This window comes from Stenotrophomonas sp. C-A (assembly GCF_054030835.1).
The window spans coordinates 3170624-3195701 of sequence record NZ_CM132916.1 but is presented as its reverse complement, the minus strand read 5'-3'; the positions used below and the strand labels follow the sequence as shown (position 1 = coordinate 3195701).

The window sequence follows — 25078 nt, the reverse complement described above, 5'->3', positions numbered from 1 at the left end:
AAGGACCCCTCATGACTGCCCCCCACGCTTCTTCCAATTTCGATCAGGCCGAGCTGGACAAGTTCGCCGCGCTGGCCAACCGCTGGTGGGACGCTGACGGCCCGCAGAAGCCGTTGCATGCGCTGAATCCGGTGCGCCTGAAGTACGTGGCCGATCGCGTGCCGCTGCGCGGCGCACGCGTGCTCGACATCGGTTGCGGTGGCGGCCTGTTGAGCGAAGCGCTGGCCCAGGCCGGCGCCGACGTCACCGCCATCGACCTGGCCCCGGAACTGGTCAAGGTCGCGCGGCTGCATGCGCTGGAAAGCGGCGCCAAGCTCGACTACCGCGTCCAGGCCGCCGAGGACCTGGCTGCCGAGCAGCCGGGCAGTTTCGATGTGGTCACCTGCATGGAAATGCTCGAGCACGTGCCCGATCCGGGCGCGATCATCGAGGCCTGCAAGCGCCTGCTGAAGCCGGGCGGCCACCTGTTCCTGTCGACCATCAACCGCACCGCTGCCGCATTCGCGGTGGCGATTGTCGGTGCCGAGTACGTGGCGCGATTGCTGCCCAAGGGCACGCATCACTACCAGGAATTCATCAAGCCGGCCGAGCTGGCACGCTGGCTGCGCGAAGCCGACCTGCAGCTGGTCGATGTCAGTGGCATGGCCTACGAGCCGTGGCGCAACCACGCCCGCCTGAGCAGCCACACCGACATCAACTACCTGGCCTACGCGGTCAAGCCGGCATGACCTCTGCCCGCTTCCCGCGCGCGGTGCTGTTCGATCTGGACGGCACCCTGCTGGACAGCGCGCCGGACTTCGTTGCCACCTGCGATGCGATGCTGGCCGAGCGTGGCCGTGCGCCGATCGATCCGGCACTGCTGCGCCCGGTGGTGTCCAAGGGCTCGCGCGCGATGGTCTCGGCAGCCTTCCCCGAACTGGACACGGCGGCGCGTGATGCGCTGATTCCGGAGTTCCTGCAGCGCTACGAGGCGTTGATCGGCCAGCATGCGGTGCTGTTCGATGGCGTGGCCGGCATGCTTGCTGCACTGGATGCCGCCGGTACGGTGTGGGGCATCGTCACCAACAAGCCCGAGTACCTGGCGCGCCTGATCCTGCCGCAGCACGGCTGGCAGCAGCGCTGTGCGGTGCTGGTGGGTGGTGACAGCCTGGCCGAGCGCAAGCCGCATCCGCTGCCGCTGCTGCACGCGGCGCAGGCGATCGCCGTTGCCGCCGAAGACTGCGTGTACGTGGGCGACGACGAGCGCGACATCATCGCCGCGCGTGCCGCGGCCATGCCGTCGGTGGCGGCACTGTGGGGCTATCGCCTGCACAGCGACGACCCGCTGGCCTGGCAGGCCGACGTGCTGGTCGAGAACGCCGGACTTCTGCAACTGGCCAGTCTCTGGCCGACCCGGCCGGCAGCCCCGGCCCAGCCGTAAGGAATGACGTAGTGAGCAGTACCGCGCTGGACAGTTTCCTCGACAAGTGGCGCAGCCGTTGGCCGGAATGGTCGGTGGCCGCCCCGTTCGTGGCCGAATCGCAACGCGAGCTTGCGGTGGCGTGGTTCGCGCTGCTGCAGGAATTCGACGACATGCTCAACACCGGCGGCGATCCGTTGCCGGCCGACGCCAAGCTGGCGTGGTGGGGCGAGGAGCTGCGCAGCTGGGCTGCGCATCGTTCGCGCCACCCGTTGGGTCGTTTGCTGGAACCGGTGCGTGCGCCGTGGGCGCAGCTGGCCGAAGCGCTGCCGGATCTGGTTGAAGCGCGCACCGTCGCACTGGATGCGGCCAGTGCCGAGCGCGCGCTGGCCAACTACGCCGACGCGGTTGCCGCGGTGGAAGCGGCGCTGTTCAACGACAAGCCGCGCACCGGCGCCGGTCGTGCGGTGCAGCTGCAGACCCTGGCCCAGCGCCTGCAGGATGCCGGCGTGGCCGGTGTGCCGCGCAGCCTGCTGGACGGTGATGCCAGCAGCGCCGCGCAGCGCTGGGCGCAGCATCTGTTGAAGGGGTGGGGCACCCGCGTGCCAGGCCCGCGCCCGCGCCGTGTGTGGTCCAGTCTGGCGCGCGCCCGCGTGGCGGCGCAGGCCGCAGGCAAGCCGATTGAAGCTACTCCCGTGCGCACCCTGCTGCGCGTGTGGTGGGCTGCCCGCGGTTGATCGATCGGCCCTGCTGACTGCTTCTGGAGGGTGAGGACCTTGGTCCGCACGCTCCATGAGGTTGTGCCGACCAAGGTCGGCACCTACTACAGCGCATTGCGCGCGTTACTTACGTTCCAGCACCAGCAGCGGGTCGATACGGGTATCGAACCAGTTCATGCCCCAGTGCAGGTGTGGCCCAGTGGCGCGACCGGTGGCACCGACCGCAGCGATCACCTGGCCCTGTTCCACCCGGTCGCCGACCTTTACGTCGATGCGCGACAGGTGCAGGAAGTTGGAGCTGACCCCGAAGCCGTGGTCGAGCAGCAGCGTGCCGCCGGTCAGGTACAGGTCCGGGCCGGCGAAGGTGACGATGCCGGCGGCCGGTGCCTTCACCGGGGTGCCGGTCGGCACCGCGATGTCCATGCCGGAATGACCGGCGCCAGGCTGGCCGTTGTACACGCGCGCGTTGCCGAAGCGGCCGCTGATACGGCCCTGCACCGGCCAGATGAAGGTCTGGGTGAAATCGGTACGGTCGTCATCGCGGGCACGTGCCGCGGTCACCTGCGCCTGTTCGCGCTTGATCCGTTCGGCAATGGCCGGCGGCGGATTGACCGTCTTCGGTGGCACGCCGTTGACCCGCTCGGTCGGCCAGTCGCGCGGCGTCACCGCAATGGTCGCGGTCTCGCTGCCACCATCGGGGCGTTGCACCTGTACGCGCAGCGGGCCCTTCTCGTCGCGGCCGATGCCGAACACCACGCTGCCATAGCCGCTCACCCGCAGCTGGCGGCCGGCGTACTGTACGCGGCTGCCGGCGGGTACCTTGCCGATCACCAGCGCGCCCTGCGACGCGCTGGCCGGAAACACCACGCGGCTGTCGATCAGGCTGCCGATGCCATCCTGCGCCTGCGCCTGGGGTGCGGTGAGCAGGGGCGCGGCCAGCAGCAGCGCCCCGATCATCAGTGCCGAACGCATCAGCGGTCGTAGGTCATGCGCTGGCCGACGGGCTTGCCCACCAGCTTGCTGCCGTCCCACACCAGCTGGCCGTTGACCCAGGTGGAGGCCACGCGCGAACGGAAGGTGGTGCCTTCAAACGGCGACCAGCCGCACTTGGACAGCACGTCCTCGCGCTTGACCGTGAACGGCACGTCTTCGACCAGCACCAGGTCGGCGAAGTAGCCTTCGCGCAGGAAGCCGCGCTCTTCCACGTCGAACAGTTGTGCCGGTGCGTGTGCGAACTTCTGCACCACCTGCTCGCGGGTCAGCTTGCCTTCGTGCACGCGCTCCAGCGCGGCCACCAGTGCGTACTGCACCAGCGGCAGGCCCGACGGCGCCTGCGCGTAGGGCTTCTGCTTTTCTTCCCAGGTGTGCGGCGCATGGTCGGTGGCCAGCACGTCCAGCACGTCGTCGGCCAGCGCAGCGGTGATCGCCTCGCGGTCGGACACTTCCTTGATCGCCGGGTTGCACTTGATCAGGTTGCCCTTGGTCGCGTAATCCGGGCGCGCGAAGTGCAGGAAGTGCACGCAGGTTTCAGCGGTGATCTGCTTGCGGCTGCCGTCGGCGCGGATCAGCGGGCCCTTCTCGAACAGCGCCAGTTCGTCGGCGGTGGAGATGTGCAGCACATGCAGGCGGGTGCCGTGCTTGCGCGCCAGCGACATCGCCAGGCGGGTCGACTTGATGCAGGCCTCGCGCGAACGGATGTCCGGATGCATGTCCGGGGTCAGCGCGTCGCCGTATTTTTCCTGGAAGGCCTTCAGGTTGGCATCGATCATCGGCGTGTCTTCGCAGTGCGTGATGATCGGGGTCGGGCATTCGCGGAAGATCGCATCCAGCGTTTCCGGGTTGTCCACCAGCATGTTGCCGGTGGAGGCGCCCATGAACACCTTTACGCCCGGGGCCTTCTTCGGGTCCAGCGCACGGATCGCGTCCAGGTTGTCATTGCTGGCGCCGTGGTAGAAGCCGTAGTTGGCCCAGGCGCGGCCGCGCGCCAGTTCGTACTTGGCTTCGAGGATGGTCGAATCCAGGGTCGGCGGGTTGGTGTTGGGCATGTCCATGAAGCTGGTCAGGCCACCGGCCACGGCCGCCGCCGATTCGCTGGCGATGTCGCCCTTGTGGGTCAGGCCCGGTTCGCGGAAGTGCACCTGGTCATCGATCATGCCAGGCAGCAGCCAGCGTCCGGCCGCGTCCACCACCTGCTCGCCATCGCGCGGCGCCAGCCCACTGCCGATCTGCGCGATGCGGCCGTTCTCGATGCGCAGGTCGCCGTCGAAGGTGCGGCCTTCGTTGACCATCCGGGCGTTGGTGATGAGGGTGGAGGACATGTCAGTGTTTTCCTGTGCAACGGCAAGAGGGGGCGTGGGTGGATTCGGGCACCGGGTCGAAGCCGCCGGGATGGAACGGATGGCAGCGGCCCAGCCGGCGCGCAGCCAGCCAGCTGCCGCGCAGCGGACCGTGTCGGGAGATGGCGTCCATCGCGTATTCAGAACAGCTCGGCACGAAACGGCAACGCGGCCCCAGCAGGGGGCTGATGAAGCGCTTGTAGAAGCGCAGCAGGGCAATGAGCAGGCGCGAGATCACCCAGTCATCTTATGCCAGTTGGCATGAAGGCCGCATTTGTGCAGGATGGGCCGTTGGTCGCATGTCGCCGATGGCCTGCGACCGGTACCAGCACCTTCGGGTGCTGGCCAGGTTCCGTACCGCGCAAGGCGGTCCGTGTTCGTCGGACTGCCTCCAAGGGCGCCTTGACTCCAGGACTGAATGGAGCAGGGGGTCGAGGTTGCTGCTGCGGGTCGGGTAGGCTATAAAGGCCCGCTTTCCCGGGCCCCGGGGAATCCAAGGAAGAGCGTTTCGTGGCTGCTAAAAAAACTGCAAAGAAGGCCGCAACGGCCGCCAAGAAAACCGCCAAGCCTGTTGTGAAGAAGTTGGCGGCAAAGCCCGTTGCCAAGAAACCGGCCAGCAAGCCGGCGACCAAGGCAGCGTCCTCGCAACCGGCGGCCAGGAAGGCCACCGCAAAGAAAACGCCGGTCAAGGCAACCAAGCCGGTGGCGAAGAAGGCTGCTGCGCCCGCCAAGGCCAAGCCTGCCGCTGCCAGCAAGAAGGCGCCGGTGGTGAAGAAGGCCGCCAGCAAGGCCGCGCCGGTGAAGAAGGCCGCCGCCAAGCCGGTGGCGAAGAAGGCAGCAGCCAAGCCGGCGCCGAAGGCGGTGGTGAAGAAGGCTGCGGTCAAGCCGGTCGCCAAGCCTGCGGCAAAGAAGGTCGCTGCAGCTAAACCGGTTGCCACGCCTGCCGCTGTAAAGAAGGTTGCCAAGAATGTTGCCGCGCCGGTCGTCAAGCCGGCCCCGGCCCCAGTAGTGAAGTCCGCACCGAAGCCTGCTGCCAAGCCGGCTCCGGCCAAGCCTGTCCCGGCCAAGACCGTGGCAGTGGCAGCAGCCCAACCGGCTTCCAAGCCGGCCCCGGCCGCCGCTTCTGCCGCTTCGAAGGCCCCGCAATCCAAGAATCCCGTGCCCGTTTCGAAATCGCCTGCCAAAACCGCCGTGAAATCCGATTCCGCCCCGAAGACCGTGTCGCGCCCTGTCGGCAAGGTTGCCGTGGCCGTCGCCGCCCGCTCGGCTGCACCGGCCCCGCGCAGCAAGTACAAGGTGGTCGAGTACAAGACCGACGAGGCCACCGGCCGCCCGATCCTGCCGGCTGGCTACAAGCCGTCCTCGGAAGAGGAATACATGAGCCCGCTGCAGCAGGAGTACTTCCGTCAGCGTCTGCAGAACTGGCGCGCGGACCTGGTGGAAGAGTCCAAGCAGACCATCGAGAATCTTCGTGAGGAAGTGCGTGACATCGGCGACGAAGCCGAGCGCGCGACCCGCGAGACCGAGAACTCGCTGGAACTGCGTACCCGCGACCGCTACCGCAAGCTGATCGGCAAGATCGACAGCACCCTGAAGCGCCTGGAAGCGGGCGACTACGGTTACTGCGTCGACACCGGCGAAGAAATCGGCCTGGAGCGCCTGGAAGCGCGCCTCACCGCCGAACGCACCATCGACGCCCAGGAGCGTTGGGAGCACCTGCAGAAGCAGCAGGGCGACTGATTCCTGATTGTTGTCTGGTCATGCAGAAAACCCGGCTTCGGCCGGGTTTTTTGTTGGGGGTGGTTGGCTGGGTAGAACGGCGCCTTCCGGGTATCGGAGGGAGCCTGCGGGTGGGTCCGATGTAGAGTCGAGTCCACGCTCGGCTCAGGCCGAAGCCGGAGGGCAAGGAAGAGCAAAAGCAAAAGTAAAAGTAAAAGCAGCCAAGCATGGCTTGGCTCTACCAGGAGCGGTCATGCGTGCGCTCGCGGCTGTTGGGTCCGCCTTGTAGCGAGCCGAGCACCGCAGGGGAACCAGGGGCGAAGAGGCGCGGGTGTCCGAGCGAAGCGAGTTCCGCGCCGTCCCCTGATTCGCCGAGGAGCGCAGGGCACCGGTGCGCAGCACCGGCTCGCGGATGGCGGAGCGTTTCTTTGGTTACTTTCTTTTCGCGAAAAGAAAGTGACAAGCCCAATCATCGAGGGAGAGCAACGGCCCCAGCCAAACGCCCGGCGCCGCCGAATCCGCTGTTCGCAGCGTCACTGCAGGTCGCGAAGATTCAGTTTCCGCAATGTCGGGTTCTTCCACGCCGTGATCCCGGCCACGCTCAGCACCGCGAACCCACCCAGCACCACTGCCGGCACCAGGCCGAGCAGCTTCGCCATCGTGCCGGCATAGAACGCGCCCAGCTCGTTGGACGAACTGATGAAGATGCCGTTGATCGACGATACGCGACCGCGCATTTCTTCCGGCGTGGCCAACTGCAGGATGGTCGAGCGGATCACCACCGAGACGCCATCGAAGGCGCCGTAGAACAGCAGGATCAGCGCCGACAGCCAGAAGTGCTGCGACAGTCCGAAGCTGATCACGCACAGGCCGAAGCCGGCCACCGCGAACAGCAGCACGCGGCCTGCATTGCGATGCAGCGGGTGGCGGGCCAGCCACAGGCCCACGCACACCGAACCCAGCGCCGGCATCGCGCGCAGGATGCCCAGGCCTTCCGGGCCGTGGTGCAGGATTTCGTGCAGGAAGGCCGGCAGCATCGCCACCACGCCGCCCAGCAGCACCGAGAACATGTCCAGCGCCATCGCGCCGACCATGATCCGGTTGCCGACCACGAAGCGCGCGCCTTCGGCGATGCTCTTGAAGATCGGCGCGGCCGGACCGGTGTGCACTGGCTCTTCCACTTTCAGCATGGCCAGGCAGGCCATCGCCACCAGTGCGAAGGCAGTCGCCACGGCATAGGACAGGCCCTTGCCGCCGAAGCCGACCAGCACGCCGCCCAGCGCCGGACCAGCCACCATGCCGGCCTGGAACACCACCGCGCCGAGTCCGGCGCCACGCGCGAACTGGTCGCGGGCCAGCACGCGGGCGAACAGTGCGTTGTAGATCGGCGACAGGAACGCACGGACCATGCCGGTCAGGGCGATGGCCGCATAGATCGGCCATACCCCTTCAAACGGCAGCCAGCCCGTGGCGACGCCGGTCAGCACCAGCGCCGTGGCGATCAACCCGGAACAGGCCACCATGCCCAGCCGGCGTCGTGGCAGGTGGTCGACCAGATAGCCGGCGAACGGCGCCACGCAGAAGAACGGCAGCACCTCGGCCAGGCCGACCAGGCCCAGCGAGAACGGATTGCGGGTGACTTCGTAGATGTGCCAGCCGACGGTGACCGCGACCACCTGGTAGGACAGCATCGCGAAGATGCGGTAGGCCAGCAGCTTGGCGAAACCGGGCCGGGACAGCAGGCCCAGCGCGGTGTCTTCGGCTGTGGCAGGCTCGCTCACGACGGGTCGCGCTGCAGCTGGGCCTGCGCGGTCTCGCGGATGAAGGCCAGCATCGCCGCCACGCCGTTGCTGCGGGTGGGGGAGAGGTGTCGGGCCAGGCCGATGTCCTGGATGTAGCTGGGCTCGGTATCCAGGATCTCCTGCGCCGAGCGCCCCGAGTACACGCGCAGGGCCAGGAAGATCAGGCCGGAGACGATGGCCGAATCACTGATGGCGTGGAAGCGCAGCGACTGTGCGTTGCCTTCCGGCACGATCCAGACCATGGACTGGCAGCCGAGCAGGCGGTGCTCTTCGGTCTTCCATTCGTCCGGGAAGGCGGGCAGCTTGCGGCCGAGGTCGATCAGGTACTGGTAGCGCTCGGACCAGTCGCCGAAGAAGCCGAATTCCTCGGCGATGGCGGCCTGGGCCTCGGCAGCGGTGGGTTCAAGCGGGAACGGGGAGTCGGTCACAACAGTCTCTACGGTGGGGCGTGGCCGGCGTACCGGCCACGGGGCAGGGCAGGTCAGCCGCGCTTGCGCGACCAGCGCACGCCCTGCGGGGTGTCTTCCAGCACGATGCCTTCGGCGGCCAGCTGGTCGCGGATGGCATCGGAACGGGCGAAGTCGCGCGCCTTCTTGGCAGCGGCACGCTCGTCGATCAGGCCCTGGATGCGGGCATCGTCGCCGTCATCGCCAGCGGCGGTGCCGAACCACTGTGCCGGGTCGGCCTGCAGCAGGCCCAGGGCCAGGCCGGCACCGAGCAGCTCGCCCTTCAGGCGCGCCTGTTCGGCCGGGTCGGTGGCTCGGCGTGCGTCGGCAGCGATGCGGGCCACTTCGGCCAGCGCCTGCGGGGTGTTCAGGTCGTCATCCAGGGTCGCCTCGACCGTGGCCGGGATCACCACGACCGCCTCGACAGACGCCAGTTCGCGCAGGGTGCCGTACAGGCGATCCAAGGTGCGCACCGACTGCTCGATCAGGCCATCGGACCAGTCCAGCGGCTGCCGGTAGTGGGCCGACAGCAGGGCCAGGCGCAGCGCTTCCGGCGGATGCTGGCGCACCAGGTCGTGCACGCGCTCGATGTTGCCCAGCGACTTGCTCATCTTGGCGCCGCCGAAGTTGAGCATGCCGTTGTGCAGCCAGAAACGAGCGAAGATCTTGCCGCCGTGGGCGCATTCGCTCTGCGCAAGCTCGTTTTCGTGGTGCGGGAACTGCAGGTCGACGCCACCGGCATGGATGTCGATGGTCTCGCCCAGATGAGCGGCGGCCATTGCCGAGCATTCGATATGCCAGCCCGGACGGCCACGACCCCAGGGCGACGCCCAGCCGGGCAGGTCGTCGCTGGACGGCTTCCACAGCACGAAATCACCCGGATCGCGCTTGTACGGGGCCACGTCGACGCGGGCGCCGGCCAGCATTTCGTCCGGGTCGCGGCGCGAGAGCTTGCCGTAGCCTTCGAAGCTGGCCACCGCGAACAGCACGTGGCCTTCGGCGGCGTAGGCATGACCATTGGCGATCAGCTGCTCGATCATGGTGATGATCTGCGGAATGTGCGCGGTCACCTCCGGCTCGATATCCGGCGGCACCACGCCCAGCGCGGCCATGTCTTCACGGTAGGCGGCGGCGAACCTGTCGGTGATGGTGCTGATCGGCACCCCCTGCTCACGCGCGGCGGTGTTGATCTTGTCGTCCACGTCGGTGATGTTGCGCGCGTAGCGCAGGCCACCGAAACGGCGCCGCAGCAGGTCGGCCAGCACGCCGAACACCACCGGGCCACGGGCGTTGCCGATGTGCACGTAGTTGTAGACCGTGGGGCCGCACACATACAGGGTCGGACAGGCCGGGTCGAGCGGGGTGAACGGTTCGAGCTGGCGAGTCAGGTTGTTGTGCAGGCGCAGGGTCATGGGGCTGTGGCTGGGGGACAAGCCTGTGATTTTAGAACGTGTCGGCCCCCTTTGGGGGCACCGCCTGCCACCGGTGGACGCCGGGTCCGTCCAAGGTGGGGTGGGCAGGAGCAGCGTGGACGGGTAATGTTCAGCCCCTTGCGCTCGCCACTGCCTACACTATTGCCGTGTCCTTGCTCCCTTCGCCAATGAAATCCACCGCGTTGCTGACCCTGGCCTGCCTGTCGGCGCTGGCCGCCGTGGCCCAGGCGCAGGAGGCCGAGCCCCGCAACCGGGTGGTGATCGTGGAGAACGTGAAGTTCGACTACGCGCAGGTGCTGAACGTCGAGCCCGTGTTCCAGACCCTGCGCGCGACCCGCACCGAAGAACACTGCGAGCCGGTCTCGACCCGGACCCTGGCGCCGGTCAATGTCACCGGTGAGGAGCCGGTTGAGGACAAGGGCCGGATCAGCCGCTTCTGGGACTCGGTGCGCTCGATGTTCAAGCGCAGCGATGAAGAGGTCTCCGAGGACACCGCCGCCGAGTCACCCGCCCCGGCGCCGGCACCGGCCAACAATGGCCCGATGCTGACCCGTGACTGCCGTATCGTGCCGGTGGGGCGTGAATTCCGCAGGCCCATCGCCTACGACGTGGATTACGTCTACAAGGGCACCAAGTACCGCTCACGGCTGCCGGAAGACCCCGGCAACCGGCTCAAGATCCGGGTGTCGATCACCCCTTGGGTCGGCCCCGAGCAGGGCGCCACGGGCAATCCCTGATTCTGCGACCCCGGCCCCTTGCGTCGGCCCCGGCCGCATGCAAAGATGGTTGACCATGAAGCTCACCGACTTCCAGCACGACAGCAGCGCAGCCCGACAGGCGTCGGGCATGACCTCGCGTGCGCGTCGACCGGAACCCCACATTCTCGCTGGGTAACCGGAGCTTTTTGCTGTTCGTCCGAAAAAAACCCAGCCGCCCGGCTGGGTTTTTTCGTTTCTGCGTTCTGAAAGCTGCAACTGCAACCTTTTCGTTCCACCTTTGCTTCCTGTTTTCCCTTCCACCGCGTCGAACCCGGCGCCGCCACGCAAGGAAAGATGATGTCCCCCAAGCACTTCCTGAACACCCAGGACTGGAGCCGCAGCGATCTCGACGCGCTGCTGACCCAGGCCGCGCTGTTCAAGCGCAACAAGCTCGGCGACCAGCTCAAGGGCAAGTCGATCGCGCTGGTGTTCTTCAACCCGTCCATGCGCACCCGCACCAGCTTCGAACTGGGCGCGTTCCAGCTCGGCGCCCACGCGGTGGTGCTGCAGCCGGGCAAGGATGCGTGGCCGATCGAGTTCAACCTCGGCACGGTGATGGATGGCGATACCGAAGAGCACATCGCTGAAGTGGCCAAGGTGCTGGGCCGTTACTGCGACATCATCGCCGTGCGCGCGTTCCCCAAGTTCATCGACTGGGCCTACGACCGCCAGGACATCGTCCTCAACAGCTTCGCCAAGTATTCGCCGGTGCCGGTCATCAACATGGAGACCATCACCCATCCGTGCCAGGAGCTGGCCCACATCATGGCCCTGCAGGAGCACTTCGGCACCCAGGACCTGCGTGGCAAGAAGTACGTGCTGACCTGGACCTACCACCCCAAGCCGCTGAACACCGCCGTGGCCAACTCGGCGCTGACCATCGCCACCCGCATGGGCATGGACGTGACCCTGCTGTGCCCGACCGCCGACTACATCCTCGACGACCGCTACATGGGCTGGGCCGAGCAGAACGTGGCCGAGAGCGGCGGTTCGCTGAAGATCAGCCATGACATCGACAGCGCCTACGCCGGCGCCGACGTGGTCTATGCCAAGAGCTGGGGCGCGCTGCCGTTCTTCGGCAACTGGGAGCCGGAAAAGCCGATCCGCGACCAGTTCAAGCACTTCATCGTGGACGAGCGGAAGATGGCGCTGACCAACAACGGTGTGTTCAGCCACTGCCTGCCGCTGCGCCGCAACGTCAAGGCCACCGATGCGGTGATGGATTCGCCGCAGTGCATCGCCATCAACGAAGCCGAGAACCGCCTGCACGTGCAGAAGGCGATCATGGCCGCGGTTGCCGGGCGCTGATTGTTTTTTTGATCAAGCATCAGTCGAGCATGGCTCGACTCTACACAACCTGATTGGACATTACCCCCATGAGCAAAGACGTCGTTCTCGCCTTCTCCGGCGGCCTGGATACCAGCTTCTGCGTGCCGTACCTGCAGGAGCGCGGCTACAACGTGCACACCGTGTTCGCCGACACCGGCGGCGTGGATGATGAAGAGCGCGATTTCATCGAAAAGCGCGCCGCCGAGCTGGGCGTGGCCAGCCACGTTACCGTCAACGGTGGCCCGGCCATCTGGGAAGGCTTCGTCAAGCCGTTCGTGTGGGCCGGTGAAGGCTACCAGGGCCAGTACCCGCTGCTGGTCTCGGACCGCTACCTGATCGTCGATGCCGCGCTGAAGCGTGCCGCCGAACTGGGCACCAACATCATCGCCCACGGCTGCACCGGCATGGGCAACGACCAGGTCCGCTTCGACCTGGCCGTGAAGGCCCTGGGCGACTACCAGATCATCGCGCCGATCCGCGAGATCCAGAAGGAACACACCCAGACCCGCGCCTACGAGCAGAAGTACCTGGAAGAGCGTGGCTTCGGCGTGCGCGCCAAGCAGCAGGCCTACACCATCAACGAGAACCTGCTGGGCCTGACCATGTCCGGCGGCGAGATCGACCGTTGGGAAGCCCCGGGCGAGGGCGCCCGTGGCTGGTGCGCACCGCGCAGCGAGTGGCCGGAACAGGCGCTGACCGTCACACTGAAGTTCGTCGAAGGCGAAGCCGTTGAACTGAACGGCAAGGCGCTGCCGGGTGACCAGATCCTGGCCCAGCTCAACAAGCTGTTCGCCCCGTACGGCGTTGGCCGCGGCGTCTACACCGGCGATACCGTGATCGGCCTGAAGGGCCGCATCGTGTTCGAGGCCCCGGGCCTGGTTTCGCTGCTGGCCGCGCACCGCGCGCTGGAAGATGCGGTGCTGACCAAGCAGCAGAACCGCTTCAAGCCGGACGTGGCACGCAAGTGGGTGGAGCTGGTGTACGAAGGCTTCTACCACGACCCGCTGAAGACCGACATCGAAGCGTTCCTGAAGTCCTCGCAGGCCAAGGTCAACGGTGAAGTGGTGCTGGAAACGCGTGGTGGCCGCGTCGACGCAGTGGCGGTGAAGTCGCCGCACCTGCTCAACACCAAGGGTGCCACCTACGCGCAGTCGGCCGACTGGGGCGTGGAAGAGGCCGAGGGCTTCATCAAGCTGTTCGGCATGAGTTCGACGCTTTACGCGCAAGTCAACCGCTGAGCGGTTGACCACGCATTCCACCTCAACCCTGCGCCGTTGGCGCGCCCCCTTCAACAAGAAGGGGGCTCTCCACCAGACGCATTTCGGTAGCGCCGGGCCATGCCCGGCGGAATCCCACAGGATTGTTGATTCATGCTTGAACAGACGCTCGATCACCTGCAGGCGCTGGTGTCCTTCGACACCCGCAACCCGCCGCGTGCGATCACCACCGGTGGCATCTTCGATTACCTGCGCGCGAACCTGCCCGGCTTCAACGTCGAGGTGATCGACCATGGCGCCGGTGCGGTCAGCCTGTACGCCGTGCGCGGGACGCCGAAGTACCTGTTCAACGTACACCTGGATACCGTGCCCGATTCGCCGCACTGGAGTGCCGACCCGCACGTGATGCGCCGCCTGGACGACCGCGTGGTCGGTCTGGGCGTGTGTGACATCAAAGGCGCGGCCGCCGCACTGGTGGCCGCAGCCAATGCCAGCGACGGTGACGCGGCCTTCCTGTTCTCCAGCGATGAAGAAGCCAACGATCCGCGCTGCATCGCTGCGTTCCTGGCCCGTGGCCTGCCGTATGAAGCGGTGCTGGTGGCCGAGCCGACCATGAGCGAGGCGGTGCTGGCGCACCGTGGCATCAGCTCGGTGCTGATGCAGTTCGCTGGCCGCGCGGGGCATGCCTCGGGCAAGCAGGATGCCGCCGCCAGCGCGCTGCACCAGGCCATGCGCTGGGGCAACCGCGCGCTGGACCATGTGGAATCGCTGGCGTCGGCGCGCTTCGGCGGGCTGACCGGCCTGCGCTTCAATATCGGCCGCGTCGAAGGTGGCATCAAGGCCAACATGATCGCACCCGCTGCCGAAGTGCGCTTCGGTTTCCGTCCGCTGCCGTCGATGGATATCGATGCGTTGCTGGTGACCTTTGCCGGTTTTGCCGAACCGGAAGCGGCGCTGTTCACCGAAACCTTCCGTGGCCCCAGCCTGCCGGCCGGTGACATCGCCGAGGCCGAGAACCGCCGCCTGCTGGCACGCGACGTGGCCGATGCGCTGGAGCTGCCGATCGGCAATGCCGTGGACTTCTGGACCGAGGCCTCGCTGTTCTCGGCCGGTGGCTACACCACGCTGGTGTTCGGCCCGGGTGACATCGCCCAGGCCCACACCGCCGACGAGTTCGTGACGCTGGAGCAGCTGCAGCGCTACACCGACGCCGTGCACCGCATCATCGCCGCCGGCGCCTGATTCTTCCCTTCTTGACGAAACCGAAATGTCTCCTGCCCTCCAGCCCCACCGCCAGACCCGCCAGACCATCGTGCGCCTGCTTTCCAGCATGGCCAGCGCGAAGGAGATCAGCCAGTACCTCAAGCGCTTTTCGCAGCTGGACGCCAAGCGCTTCGCCGTGGTCAAGGTCGGCGGCGCGGTGCTGCGCGACGACCTCGACGCGCTGACCTCCTCGCTGTCGTTCCTGCAGGAGGTCGGGCTGACCCCGATCGTGCTGCACGGCGCCGGCCCGCAGCTGGATGCCGAGTTGTCGGCCGCCGGCATCGAGAAGCAGACCGTGAACGGCCTGCGCGTGACCTCGCCGGAAGCGCTGGCGATCGTGCGCCGGGTGTTCCAGCAGTCCAACCTGCGCCTGGTCGAGGCGCTGCAGCAGAACGGCGCGCGCGCCACCTCGATCACCGGTGGCGTGTTCGAGGCCGAGTACCTGGACGTGGACACCTACGGCCTGGTCGGCGAGGTGAAGAAGGTCAACCTGGCACCGATCGAGGCCAGCCTGCGTGCCGGCTCGATCCCGGTCATCACCAGCCTGGGTGAAACCGCCGGCGGCCAGATCCTCAACGTCAACGCCGACTTTGCCGCCAACGAACTGGTGCAGGAGCTGCAGCCGTACAAGATCATCTTCCTGACCGGCACCGGCGGCCTGCTGGACGAGCAGGGCAATGTGATCGATTCGATCAACCTGTCGACCGAGTACGACCACCTGATCGCGCAGCCGTGGATCCACGGCGGCATGAAGGTGAAGATCGAACAGATCAAGGATCTGCTTGATCGCCTGCCGCTGGAATCGTCGGTGTCGATCACCCGTCCCGCCGACCTGGCCAAGGAACTGTTCACCCACAAGGGCTCGGGCACGCTGGTACGCAAGGGCGAGAAAGTATTGCGCGCCACCGCCTGGGACGAACTGGATCTGCCGCGCCTGAAGGGCCTGATCGAATCCAGTTTCGGCCGCATCCTGGTGCCTGACTATTTCCAGAAGACCAAACTGCTGCGTGCCTATGTCAGCGAGAACTACCGCACCGCGGTGATCCTCACCGACGAGGCAGAGGGCGTGTACCTGGACAAGTTCGCCGTGCTCGACGACGCGCAGGGTGAAGGCCTCGGTCGTGCGGTCTGGAACGTAATGCTGGAGGAAACCCCGCAGCTGTTCTGGCGCTCGCGCCATGGCAACCCGATCAACCACTTCTACTACGCCGAGTCCGATGGCTGCTACAAGCAGGATCAGTGGAAGGTGTTCTGGTTCGGTGCCGATGGCATCGACCGGATCAAGACCTATGTCGATCATTGCGCGCAGCGCACCCCGAGCCTGCAGGGCTGAGCGATGAGCAACCTCGATGCCTGGAACACGGTTCCCACCCTGCGCGGCCAGCACGTAGCCCTGCAGCCGCTGCAGATGGAGCACGTGCCGGGCCTGCGCGATGCGCTTGAAGGCAGCGGCCTGGACCAGCTCTGGTACACCCAGGTGCCGTCACCGCAGCGGGTCGAGCACTATGTGCAGGCCGCGCTGCAGGCGCAGGCTGAAGGCAAGGTGCTGCCCTTCGTGATCCGCGATGCGGCGGGTGAGATCATCGGTAGCACGCGCTTCTACGACATGGATGCCGGCGTACCCAAGCTCAGTCTCGGCTACACCTGGTACGCGCCGCGCGTGCAGCGCACCGGCGCCAACACCGAAGCCAAGCTGTTGCTGCTGCAGCACGCCTTCGAGGCCATGGGCTGCATCAGCGTGGTGCTGGAAACCAGCTGGTTCAACTTCACTTCGCGCACCGCCATCGCCCGCCTCGGCGCCAAGCAGGACGGCGTGCTGCGCAACCACAAGCGGCATGCCGACGGCACGCCGCGCGACACCGTCATCTTCTCCATCATCGATGCGGAATGGCAGGGCGTGAAGCGCCACCTGCAGTACCGCCTGGACAGTCACGCATGAACGATTCGACTTTCACCCTGGGTATCGTCGGTGCCCGCGGCCATACCGGTGCCGAGCTGATCAAGCTGGTGGCCGCCCATCCGCGGCTGAAACTGGCTTTCGTCTCCTCGCGTGAGCGCGCCGGGCAGCGCCTGTCCGATCACCATCCGGAATTCCAGGGTGACCTGCAGTACGAGAACCTGGACGCCGACGCGATGGCCGCCAAGGGCGTGGATGCGGTGATCCTGGCCCTGCCCAATGGCCTGGCCGCACCGTTCGTGGCCGCGCTTGAAACCGCGAAACCGGACACTGTCATCGTCGACCTCTCGGCCGACTACCGTTTCGACAGCAGCTGGTACTACGGCCTGCCGGAACTGACCCGTGGCCGCTACAACGGCCAGAAGCACATCAGCAACCCGGGCTGCTATGCCACCGCGATGCAGCTGGCGGTGCATCCGCTGCTGGACCTGCTGGCCGGCCCGCCGCAGTGCTTCGGTGTCTCCGGCTACTCCGGTGCCGGTACCACGCCGTCGGATAAGAACAACGTCGAACTGCTGGCCGACAACCTGATGCCGTATGCGCTGACCAACCACGTGCACGAGCGCGAAGTGTCCGTTCAGCTGGGCGTGGCAGTCGAGTTCATGCCGCACGTCGCCCCGCATTTCCGTGGCATCACGCTGACCGCCAATCTGTGGCTGAACCGGGTGCAGACCCGTGAGCAGATCGTCGAGCGCTTCCAGCAGGCCTATGCCGGTGAACCGCTGATCGAAGTGGTGGATGACGCGCCGTGGGTCAGCCGCATTGCCGGTCGCCACGGTGCCCAGGTCGGTGGCTTCACCCTGGCCCCGGGCGGCAAGCGGGTCGTGGTGGTGGCGACCCTGGACAACCTGCTCAAGGGCGCGGCCACCCAGGCCATGCAGAACCTCAACCTCGCGCTGGGCATCGACGAACTGACGTCGATCCCGCACTGAACACGTATTCCGGAGCCCCCATGGCAGACCTTCTTTGGCAGAAGCCCGGCGTCGCCGTCGACGCCCAGATCCAGACCTTCCTCGCCGGCGACGACGTGATCCTTGATCGCGAATTCTTCCTGCACGACATCGCCGCCAGCGCCGCGCATGCACAAGGCCTGCAGCACATCGGCATCCTCAGCGCCGACGAGCTGGCCGGCCTGCTGCGCGAACTGGAGATCCTGGCGCAGGACTTCCGCGAAGGCCGCTTCGTGCTGGATACGCAGTACGAGGATGGCCACTCGGCGATCGAAGCGCGCCTGACCGAACGCCTTGGTGATGCGGGTCGCAAGATCCACACCGGCCGCAGCCGCAACGACCAGATCCTGGTCGCCACCCGCCTGTGGCTTAAGGAGAAGCTGCAGCGCGTGGCGCAGCTCAGCGCCGAGGTGGCCAAGGTCGCGCTGGACCGCGCACAGGCCGAGAAGGATCTGCCGATTCCCGGCTACACCCACATCCAGCGTGCCGTGGTGTCCTCGGCGGGCATGTGGTGGGCCGGCTGGGCCGAGGCCTTCATCGACAATGCCATCCGCGCCCGTGACACCCATGCACTGATCGATGCCAACCCGCTGGGCACCGCCGCCGGTTATGGCGTCAATCTGCCGCTGGACCGCGAACACACCACCGCCGCGCTCGGCTTTGCGCGCATGCAGATTTCGCCGATCTACGCGCAGCTGTCGCGCGGCAAGTTCGAGCTGGCCGCGCTGGAAGCACTGGGTGGTGCCACGCTGGACCTGCGCCGCATTGCCTGGGACCTGTCGCTGTTCACCAGCGCCGAGTTCGGCTTCGTCGCGCTGCCGGCGCAGTACACCACCGGCAGCTCGATCATGCCCAACAAGCGCAACCCGGATGTGATCGAGCTGATGCGCGCCACCCATGCCAGCGTCGCCGCCGCACGCACTGAGATCGAACAGCTGCTGTCGCTGCCGTCGGGCTACCACCGCGACCTGCAGTCGTCCAAGGGCGCCATTTTCCACGGCTTCGGCCGTGGCCTGGCCGCGCTGGAGCTGCTGCCGGCGCTGCTGGCCAATCTGGAGTGGCGTGACGACAGGCTGCGCGCAGCGATCGACTCGGGCATGTATGCCACCGACGTTGCCGTGGAAGCGGCCGTGGCTGGCGTGCCGTTCCGCGAGGCCTACAAGGCCGCTGCGGCCGGTGCCGATAGCGCAGGGCAGGGGCGCACGCCGGAAGGCAGCCTGGCCGCTCGCGTGTCGCCGGGGTCGGCCGCCGACCTGCGCCTGGACGAGCTGCGCGCGCGCTGGCAGGCGCTGTCCTGATGGCGGGCACGGTCTACCTGGTGTTGGCCATGCGCCGGCCCGGTTTCAATGCCGCCGCCGTGCAGCCGCATCGTGACTTCCTCGATGCGTTGCAGGCGCAGGGCAAGCTGCAGCTGACCGGCGGTTTCGCCGACGGCAGTGGTGGCGCCTATGTGCTGTGCAATGTCGAGAGCCTGGCGCAGGCACAAGCCATCGTCGCCACCGATCCGCTGGTGACGATGCAGGCCTCCGACCTGACCGTGCACGAATGGAACACTCGCTGAGAGCCTGACCGATGATCCAGCACGCTGCCCACGTCGCCTCGCCGTTCCCCGAACAAGCGCTGCCACCGTGGCGGCGTGCAGTGCTGAAGGTCGGCAGCAGCCTGCTGGCAGCCGATGGCGGCGGCCTGTCGCCACGCCACGCGCTGGGCCTGGCACAGTTCGTCTCGGCCAATGTACTGGCCGGGCGTGAGGTAGTGATCGTATCGTCCGGCGCGGTCGCTGCCGGGCGCGCGATCCTGCCGCGGGCCGATGAGCCCGGCGCGGCGATGGCGGCGCGGCAGGCGCTGGCCGCGCTCGGCCAGGCCCAGCTGATCGGGCTCTGGCAGCGCTTCTTCGAGCGCCCGGTGGCGCAGGTGCTGCTGACCCACGACGACCTGCGCAACCGCCGCCGCTACCTCAACGCACGCGCTACCCTCAACGAACTGCTGCGGCTGGGTGCGTTGCCGGTGGTCAACGAGAACGACACCGTGTCGGTGGACGAGCTCAAGCTCGGCGACAACGACAACCTGGCCGCGACCGTGGCGGCGCTGGTCGATGCCGATGCACTGTTCATCGCCACTGACATCGACGGCCTGTACAGCGCCGACCCGCGCACCGTGGCCGACGCGCGGCCGTTGCACGACGTGCCGGAACTGAGTGAAGAGGTGCTGGCGATGGCCGGTGGCGCCGGCTCGCGCGCTGGTACCGGCGGCATGCGCACCAAGCTGGAGGCGGCGGCGAAGGCCGGTCGCCTCGGCATAGAAACCTATCTGTTCAATGGCCGCAGTGGCGACGTGGTGCGCGCGCTGGCGCAGGATCGCCTGTTCGGTACCCGTATCCACGCCGCACGCAGCCGCGAGGCCGCACGCAAGCACTGGCTGCGGCACGCGCCGCTGGTCGAGGGCGCGATCGTGATCGATGCCGGCGCGGCGCAGGCCATGCGCGAGAAGGGCGCCTCGCTGCTGCCCGGTGGCATCACCGGCGCGGAGGGCGTGTTCCGCCGTGGCGACATGGTGCAGGTGTGCTGGAACGCGCCGCAGGGCCGTGTCTGCGTCGCGCGCGGCGTCAGCCAGTACGCGGCCGATGATGTGCGCCGGATCGCCGGCCGCCATTCGCGCGACATCGAGGCCGTGCTGGGCTACAACTACGGCGGCAGCGTCGTCCATCGCGACGATCTGGTGCTGCCATGACCGGTTTGAAGGACTCCCCGATGAGCGACATCGAAACGCAGGCGCGTGCCTGCCGTGACGCGGCCCAGAACGTTGCCGGCCTCGACAGTGCGGCCCGCCGCACGCTGCTGCTGGCCATGGCACAGGCGCTGGAAGTGAATGCCGGGCTGATCCTTGCCGGTAATGCACGTGACCTCGCCGCCGCGCGCGACAAGGGCGTTGGCAGCGCCATGCTCGACCGCCTGGCGCTGGACCCGGCACGCCTGTTCGCGATGGCCGAAGCCGTGCGTGAGGTCGCCGCGCTGCCCGATCCCGTCGGCCAGATCACCCGCGACGATGTGCGTCCAAACGGCATCCGCGTGCAGAAGGTACGCGTGCCGCTGGGTGTGATCGCAATGATCTATGAGGCGCGCCCGAACGTGACCGCCGAAGCGGCTGCGCTGTGCCTGAAGGCCGGCAATGGCGTGATCCTGCGCGGTGGCTCCGAAGCGATCCATTCCAACACAGCTATCGCCCAGGCGTTGGCGGGCGCGCTCAAGGCCAATGGCGTGCCACCGGCGGCGGTGACCGTGCTGACCGACCTGCGCCGCGAAGCAATGCTGGAACTGCTGCAGCTGCATGAACTGATCGATCTGGCGATTCCGCGCGGCGGCGAAGGCCTGATCCGCTTCGTTGCCGAGCATGCGCGGGTGCCGGTGATCAAGCACTACAAGGGTGTCTGCCACCTGTTCGTGGATGCCAGCGCCGACCTCGGCAAAGCCATCGATCTGCTGGTGGACGGAAAGTGCAGTCGTCCGTCGGCCTGCAATTCGCTGGAGACCCTGCTGGTGCACCGCGATGTGGCCGAAGCGTTCCTGCCGCGCGTGGCACAGGCGCTCGGCGAGCGCGGCGTGGAGCTGCGCGCCGACGCGGCTGCGCAGCCGTTGCTGCCGGGTAGCAACGCAGCCACCGATGCGGATTACGCCGCCGAGTTCCTGGATCTGGTGCTGGCCGTGCGGGTGGTGGATGACCTCGATGCGGCCATCGCGCACATCCGCCGCTATACCTCCGACCATACCGAAGTGATTGCGACCGAAGACGCGGTCCACGCCGAGCGCTTCGTCAACGCGCTGCGCTCGGCGGTGGTGATGGTGAATGCCTCATCGCGCTTTTCCGATGGTGGGCAGTTGGGCCTGGGCAGCGAGATCGGTATTTCCACCACGCGCCTGCACGCCTACGGCCCGATGGGCCTGGAGGCACTCACCGTCGAGCGATTTGTCGTGCGCGGTGAGGGGCAGACGCGCAAGTAGATCCACGCCATGCATGGATGCTCTTCGCGGTAGACCCCGGTGCCGACCAAGGTCGGCACCCACCAGGCCCAAGCGCCGACCAAGGTCGGCATCTACCAAGGCAAGCGCCGACCAGGGTCGGCACCCACCGGGTTGTCGGGCTACACCACCTCGCGGCGGATGCCGATCGGCCGCGCATGCTCGTCCATGTGCAGCGTGGCGGCCTTGCAGCCGAGCAGGCGCTCGGCCAGGCCGGTGCTGGCCCCCAGGTCGGCGGCCACTTCGTTGAGGCTGGCCAATGGCCGTGGCAGGCGCCGTTCGCGGCCACGGAAGCGCGCGCGGTTGTATTCGGCCCAGCCGATCAGCAGCACGCTGGCGCACAGCAGCATCAGTGGCAGCGCCACCAGCACGTACGGGTCGAACTGGTTCTGTCGTTCGTACAGCTGCCGCCAGGCCAACTGTCCACCGATCAGCCACGACACCAGGGTCACCAACGGTGCCCACAGGTAGAAGTAGAACCCCCAGAACGCGAGGGTGACGAAGCCCCAGGCGGTGCGCTGGAAGCGTGGTTGGCGATGCGGCTTGCGGATCATCCGCGAGTCGAAGCGGTTGGACGGGCGTTGTGCGTTCATCGGATCCCCCGATCGGGACTGGTCCAGGTGGCGCGCTTGCTGCGACGGCGCAGCAGGGTTTTCGGCAACGCCACCAGGGTGGTGGAAAGGCTGATCAACCAGTACGCCATCGGGTACCAGATGACCCAGAAGTAGTTGCGTCCAATCTGTGTTTCGTAACGACGGTCGATGATCAGGCTGCTGGCGAACTGCAGCAGGCAGACCAGGGCCAGGATCACGCCATGCCATTCCGGCAGCAGGCTGGCGATATGCAGCTGGGGCGGCAGTTCGATGAACTTGCCCAGCGCCCATAGCACCACGATGAACAACATGGTGTAAGCCCAGATCACGCTCAGCACGTACTCCAGCAGTACGCCCCACATGCGCCGCTCCTTCCAGTGCAGCAGCGAGCGGGCGTGGCGCAGCATCACCTCCACGCCACCCTGGGCCCAGCGCAGCCGCTGCCTCCACAGCCCCTTCAGCGTTTCCGGCATCAGGATGAAGCACAGTGCGTTGGGTTCGTAGCGGATGTCCCAGTGCGCCCGCTGCAGGCGCCAGCTGATGTCGATGTCTTCGGTCACCATGTCGTCCGACCACCAGCCGACCTGGTGCAGCGCGGTACGACGGAAGCCGGCGATCACGCCGGAGATGGTGAATATGCGCCCGTACACCCGCTGCGCGCGCTTGATCATGCCGATGATCGAGGAGAACTCGGCCACCTGCAGGCGCCCGAGCAGCGTGGAGCGGTTGCGGATGCGCGGATTGCCGGTCACCGCGCCGACCCGGTTGCCGCTTACCAGGTGCCAGATCATCCAGTGCAGCGCGTGCTCCTCCAGCATCGCGTCGCCGTCGATGCACACCAGGTACTCCGAACGCGCGGCGAGTGCACCCATGCGCAGCGCATTGGCCTTGCCCAGGTTGCGGTCCAGATGCAGCACGCGCAGCCGTGGGTGCTTTGCCGCCAGGACGTCCAGCCGCGCACCGGTGTCGTCGCTGCTGCCGTCGTCGATGGCGATCACTTCGTAGTCGGCCGGGTAGCGCTGCGCCAGCGCCGCGCCGAGCGTGTCGTCGAGGTTCGCGGACTCGTTGTGACAGGGAATCAGCAGGCTCGCGAACGGTGGATCGACCATCAGCGGCGGGTCGTTGCGCGGACGCGAATGGCGTTCGCGCCGGAAGTAGTAATACAGGCCGCCCGACATCCAGAAGAACGCCATCACCATCGGGTAGTAGAAGGCGAACTGGAACAGGACCTGCAGCAACGGATGCATGTCCATGTCACTTCTCCGGGTACGGGAAGTTGCCGGCGGACATGGCCGCGCGGGCATCGCGGGTGGAGGGCTGGTCGGCGATGAAGTCGTCCGGGTACCAGGCGAAGTGGTGCACGCCCTGCGCCTGCAGCTGGCGGATCTGCGCGCGCAGGCGCTCGGCGGGAATCGGTTGCCCGCTGCGCCAGTCGACGGTCTGCAGTTCGAACAGGGTGTGCTGCAGCTGTGGGTCATGCGCACGCACCGCGGCCAGCAGCTGGTCGAGCCAGCGTTCCGGACGCTTGCTGCCTTCCATCCACGGCATCGCCATCAGTGCGGTCTGGTCGTAGGCCTTGTTGAACAGGTCCAGGCGTTGCGCGAACCAGGCTTCGCTCTGCGGGCGCAGTACCGGCTCCGCGTACAGGTTGCGCACCGTGGCCAGCTTCGGTCGCCAGCGCTGCGCGCTGTTGCGCAGTGCCAGGGTGAAGTCGATCAATGCCTGCGTGCGTGCGCTGCCTCCATCGCCGGCCGCCAGCGTGGGCAGCTCGGTGTCGCGCAGATAGCCATCCTCATGGAACAGCAGGCCCTCGAAGTACGAGTTGACCGCCAGGTCCTCGTAGATGTCGAGCATGATCTGGCGCGCTCGCGGGTTGGTGAAATCCAGCCGGTACATGCCATCGGCATCGCCGTTGCGGATCGCCAGCGCCTTGCGCTGCGCGGGGTCGGGCAGCTCGAAGCCGAGCACCGGCAGCCATGCGTAGACCTTCACCCCCGCGCGCGATTTCAGCTGCCAGGCAACGCGGCTGAACAGGTCCGCGCGCATCGGCATGTGCCGGTTGGGAAAGTACAGTGCGTCGGCGGTGTTGTTGCCGTCCGGGTCGGCGAAGGCCTGCAGATAGACGTGGGTGGGTGAGATGCGCTTGACCCGCTCGACAAGTGCATCGAGGTTGCGCGCCTGCTGTGCCGGGTCCGGGTCATACACATCATCCAGGTCGACCTGCAGCGCACGGATGCCATCGAGTGCAACATCGCGGCGCAGCTCGAAGGCCAGGCCCTCCACGGTCGGGTTGTCGCTTACCAGGAAACGCGCCAGCCCGTGCAGGTCGCTGGCCACCGGTGTGCTGCGGCCTTCCAGATCGAAGGACACCGGCATGCCCAGCTGCTCGGCGATGTCGTTGCTCAACTGGTTGTAGGCGGCATAGGGCCAGACGATGGCGCGCGGGCGCACGCCCAGGTGCTGCTGGATGCGTTGCACGCTGCGGCCGAGATCGGCGCGCAGGCGCTGCTCGTACTGTGGCTCGCTTTCGTAGCTGTGCGTGGCCGGGCTGTAGATGCGGGTGACCACCGCCGGCGTCGAGTTGCCCTGTGGATTGGCAAGCACCCCGTGATGCAGATCGTCGGTATGGCTGGCCACCTCGATCAGGCCGCTGTCGTGCATCTGCTTCAGCTGTGCCCAGGTGATGAAGTCGTCGCGGCCGAAGGGGCGGTAGCCATAGTCGATGGTGCGCCCCGGTGCCATGTCCACGTAGTCGGTGATCACCGCCACCAGCGCCGGGTAGTGGTAGGCCTGCAGCAGCGGGAAAGCCTTGTCGTAAACGCTGCGCAGGCCGTCATCGAAGGTCAGCAGCACCGGCTTGGGCGGCAGCGTGGCGCGCCCCTGGGAGGCGTCGATCACCTGCGACAGCGACACCGGGTGGTAGCCGTGTGCCCCCAGCCAGTCCAGGTGGGCGGCGAAGTTCTGCGTGCTTACCGCGTAGGTATCGGCATCGCCCTTTGCAGCAACCTGGTCGCGGATGTCATGGTAGCTGAGGATCAGCAGGCCGTTGTCGATCGCATCGAGATGCAGGGCCTGCTGCGCGAATGCCGGCGGTGCGCTGGCGAGCAGCAGGAGCACGATCAGTCGCAGGATGCGGGCCAT

General features: G+C 67.0%; 24 protein-coding genes. 15 read left to right on the top strand and 9 right to left on the bottom strand.

Annotated features, from left to right (window positions below):
• Positions 1 to 11: 11 nt before the first annotated feature.
• The 3 genes from ubiG to ACW5IY_RS15035 are packed head-to-tail and all read left to right on the top strand — an operon-like array spanning position 12 to position 2136.
• Positions 12 to 728 (top strand): bifunctional 2-polyprenyl-6-hydroxyphenol methylase/3-demethylubiquinol 3-O-methyltransferase UbiG, encoded by a 717-nt coding sequence (gene ubiG / locus ACW5IY_RS15045; RefSeq protein ID WP_049435099.1) that lies wholly within the window; start codon positions 12 to 14, stop codon positions 726 to 728.
• Positions 725 to 1420 (top strand): phosphoglycolate phosphatase, encoded by a 696-nt coding sequence (locus ACW5IY_RS15040; RefSeq protein ID WP_049435098.1) that lies wholly within the window; start codon positions 725 to 727, stop codon positions 1418 to 1420. Before ubiG ends, ACW5IY_RS15040 begins: the two co-directional genes overlap by 4 nt.
• A gap of 11 nt (positions 1421 to 1431) precedes the next feature.
• Positions 1432 to 2136: an isoprenoid biosynthesis enzyme family protein gene (locus tag ACW5IY_RS15035; RefSeq protein ID WP_049435097.1), complete on the top strand. Its 705-nt coding sequence runs from the start codon at positions 1432 to 1434 to the stop codon at positions 2134 to 2136.
• A 105-nt stretch (positions 2137 to 2241) separates the two neighbouring features.
• On the opposite strand, the gene ACW5IY_RS15030 is transcribed toward ACW5IY_RS15035, so the two are convergent.
• The 3 genes from ACW5IY_RS15030 to yidD are packed head-to-tail and all read right to left on the bottom strand — an operon-like array spanning position 2242 to position 4692.
• Positions 2242 to 3090: a M23 family metallopeptidase gene (locus tag ACW5IY_RS15030; RefSeq protein WP_049435096.1), complete on the bottom strand. Its 849-nt coding sequence runs from the start codon at positions 3088 to 3090 to the stop codon at positions 2242 to 2244.
• Positions 3090 to 4436, bottom strand: coding sequence for a dihydroorotase (locus ACW5IY_RS15025; protein WP_049435095.1), 1347 nt, complete (start codon positions 4434 to 4436; stop codon positions 3090 to 3092). The genes ACW5IY_RS15030 and ACW5IY_RS15025 overlap by 1 nt, the downstream gene beginning before the upstream one ends.
• Before the next feature lies 1 nt (position 4437).
• On the bottom strand, positions 4438 to 4692 hold the full coding sequence (gene yidD / locus ACW5IY_RS15020) for a membrane protein insertion efficiency factor YidD (protein ID WP_005417723.1): 255 nt from the start codon (positions 4690 to 4692) through the stop codon (positions 4438 to 4440).
• Between the two features lie 272 nt (positions 4693 to 4964).
• On the opposite strand from yidD, the gene dksA reads away from it, so the two are divergent.
• Positions 4965 to 6194 (top strand): RNA polymerase-binding protein DksA, encoded by a 1230-nt coding sequence (gene dksA / locus ACW5IY_RS15015; protein WP_049435094.1) that lies wholly within the window; start codon positions 4965 to 4967, stop codon positions 6192 to 6194.
• Between the two features lie 512 nt (positions 6195 to 6706).
• Here the strand turns inward: dksA and ACW5IY_RS15010 are convergent.
• Genes ACW5IY_RS15010 through cysS form a run of 3 tightly spaced genes read right to left on the bottom strand, consistent with a single transcriptional unit; the run spans position 6707 to position 9833 of the window.
• The gene (locus tag ACW5IY_RS15010) at positions 6707 to 7954 is read right to left on the bottom strand and encodes an MFS transporter (protein WP_049435093.1); all 1248 of its coding nucleotides are present in this window, start codon (positions 7952 to 7954) and stop codon (positions 6707 to 6709) included.
• Complete coding sequence (locus ACW5IY_RS15005; protein ID WP_049435092.1) at positions 7951 to 8403, bottom strand: SufE family protein; 453 nt, start codon at positions 8401 to 8403, stop codon at positions 7951 to 7953. Before ACW5IY_RS15005 ends, ACW5IY_RS15010 begins: the two co-directional genes overlap by 4 nt.
• Positions 8404 to 8456: 53 nt before the next feature.
• Positions 8457 to 9833, bottom strand: a complete 1377-nt coding sequence (gene cysS / locus ACW5IY_RS15000) for a cysteine--tRNA ligase (protein WP_049435091.1) — start codon at positions 9831 to 9833, stop codon at positions 8457 to 8459.
• 188 nt (positions 9834 to 10021) lie between these two features.
• Here cysS and ACW5IY_RS14995 point away from each other — a divergent pair, with 188 nt between their 5' ends.
• The 11 genes from ACW5IY_RS14995 to ACW5IY_RS14945 all read left to right on the top strand — a co-directional run bounded on the left by ACW5IY_RS14995 (position 10022) and on the right by ACW5IY_RS14945 (position 21326).
• Positions 10022 to 10591 (top strand): glycine zipper 2TM domain-containing protein, encoded by a 570-nt coding sequence (locus ACW5IY_RS14995; protein WP_043400934.1) that lies wholly within the window; start codon positions 10022 to 10024, stop codon positions 10589 to 10591.
• A gap of 318 nt (positions 10592 to 10909) precedes the next feature.
• Entirely contained in the window at positions 10910 to 11920 is a 1011-nt protein-coding gene (locus ACW5IY_RS14990; protein ID WP_014037861.1) for an N-acetylornithine carbamoyltransferase, read from the top strand.
• A gap of 68 nt (positions 11921 to 11988) precedes the next feature.
• Positions 11989 to 13179 carry an argininosuccinate synthase gene (locus ACW5IY_RS14985; protein ID WP_049435090.1) on the top strand — a complete coding sequence of 397 codons (1191 nt, stop codon included), beginning with the start codon at positions 11989 to 11991 and terminating at the stop codon, positions 13177 to 13179.
• 132 nt (positions 13180 to 13311) lie between these two features.
• Positions 13312 to 14400: an acetylornithine deacetylase gene (locus ACW5IY_RS14980; protein WP_049435089.1), complete on the top strand. Its 1089-nt coding sequence runs from the start codon at positions 13312 to 13314 to the stop codon at positions 14398 to 14400.
• A 25-nt stretch (positions 14401 to 14425) separates the two neighbouring features.
• Entirely contained in the window at positions 14426 to 15754 is a 1329-nt protein-coding gene (locus ACW5IY_RS14975; protein WP_049435088.1) for an acetylglutamate kinase, read from the top strand.
• A 3-nt stretch (positions 15755 to 15757) separates the two neighbouring features.
• Positions 15758 to 16360 (top strand): GNAT family N-acetyltransferase, encoded by a 603-nt coding sequence (locus tag ACW5IY_RS14970; RefSeq protein ID WP_049435087.1) that lies wholly within the window; start codon positions 15758 to 15760, stop codon positions 16358 to 16360.
• A complete protein-coding gene (gene argC / locus ACW5IY_RS14965) occupies positions 16357 to 17310 on the top strand; it encodes an N-acetyl-gamma-glutamyl-phosphate reductase (RefSeq protein ID WP_049435086.1) in 954 nt (317 codons plus the stop codon). Before ACW5IY_RS14970 ends, argC begins: the two co-directional genes overlap by 4 nt.
• 20 nt (positions 17311 to 17330) lie before the next feature.
• Complete coding sequence (argH, locus tag ACW5IY_RS14960; RefSeq protein WP_049435085.1) at positions 17331 to 18626, top strand: argininosuccinate lyase; 1296 nt, start codon at positions 17331 to 17333, stop codon at positions 18624 to 18626.
• Positions 18626 to 18889: a YciI family protein gene (locus tag ACW5IY_RS14955; protein WP_049435084.1), complete on the top strand. Its 264-nt coding sequence runs from the start codon at positions 18626 to 18628 to the stop codon at positions 18887 to 18889. The genes argH and ACW5IY_RS14955 overlap by 1 nt, the downstream gene beginning before the upstream one ends.
• 11 nt (positions 18890 to 18900) lie before the next feature.
• On the top strand, positions 18901 to 20058 hold the full coding sequence (gene proB, locus ACW5IY_RS14950) for a glutamate 5-kinase (protein WP_049435083.1): 1158 nt from the start codon (positions 18901 to 18903) through the stop codon (positions 20056 to 20058).
• Complete coding sequence (locus ACW5IY_RS14945; RefSeq protein WP_049435082.1) at positions 20055 to 21326, top strand: glutamate-5-semialdehyde dehydrogenase; 1272 nt, start codon at positions 20055 to 20057, stop codon at positions 21324 to 21326. Before proB ends, ACW5IY_RS14945 begins: the two co-directional genes overlap by 4 nt.
• A gap of 140 nt (positions 21327 to 21466) precedes the next feature.
• On the opposite strand, the gene pgaD is transcribed toward ACW5IY_RS14945, so the two are convergent.
• Genes pgaD through pgaB form a run of 3 tightly spaced genes read right to left on the bottom strand, consistent with a single transcriptional unit; the run spans position 21467 to position 25078 of the window.
• Positions 21467 to 21937, bottom strand: coding sequence for a poly-beta-1,6-N-acetyl-D-glucosamine biosynthesis protein PgaD (gene pgaD, locus ACW5IY_RS14940; protein ID WP_049435081.1), 471 nt, complete (start codon positions 21935 to 21937; stop codon positions 21467 to 21469).
• Positions 21934 to 23190, bottom strand: a complete 1257-nt coding sequence (gene pgaC, locus ACW5IY_RS14935; protein ID WP_049435080.1) for a poly-beta-1,6-N-acetyl-D-glucosamine synthase — start codon at positions 23188 to 23190, stop codon at positions 21934 to 21936. Before pgaC ends, pgaD begins: the two co-directional genes overlap by 4 nt.
• Before the next feature lies 1 nt (position 23191).
• Complete coding sequence (gene pgaB / locus ACW5IY_RS14930) at positions 23192 to 25078, bottom strand: poly-beta-1,6-N-acetyl-D-glucosamine N-deacetylase PgaB (RefSeq protein ID WP_049435079.1); 1887 nt, start codon at positions 25076 to 25078, stop codon at positions 23192 to 23194.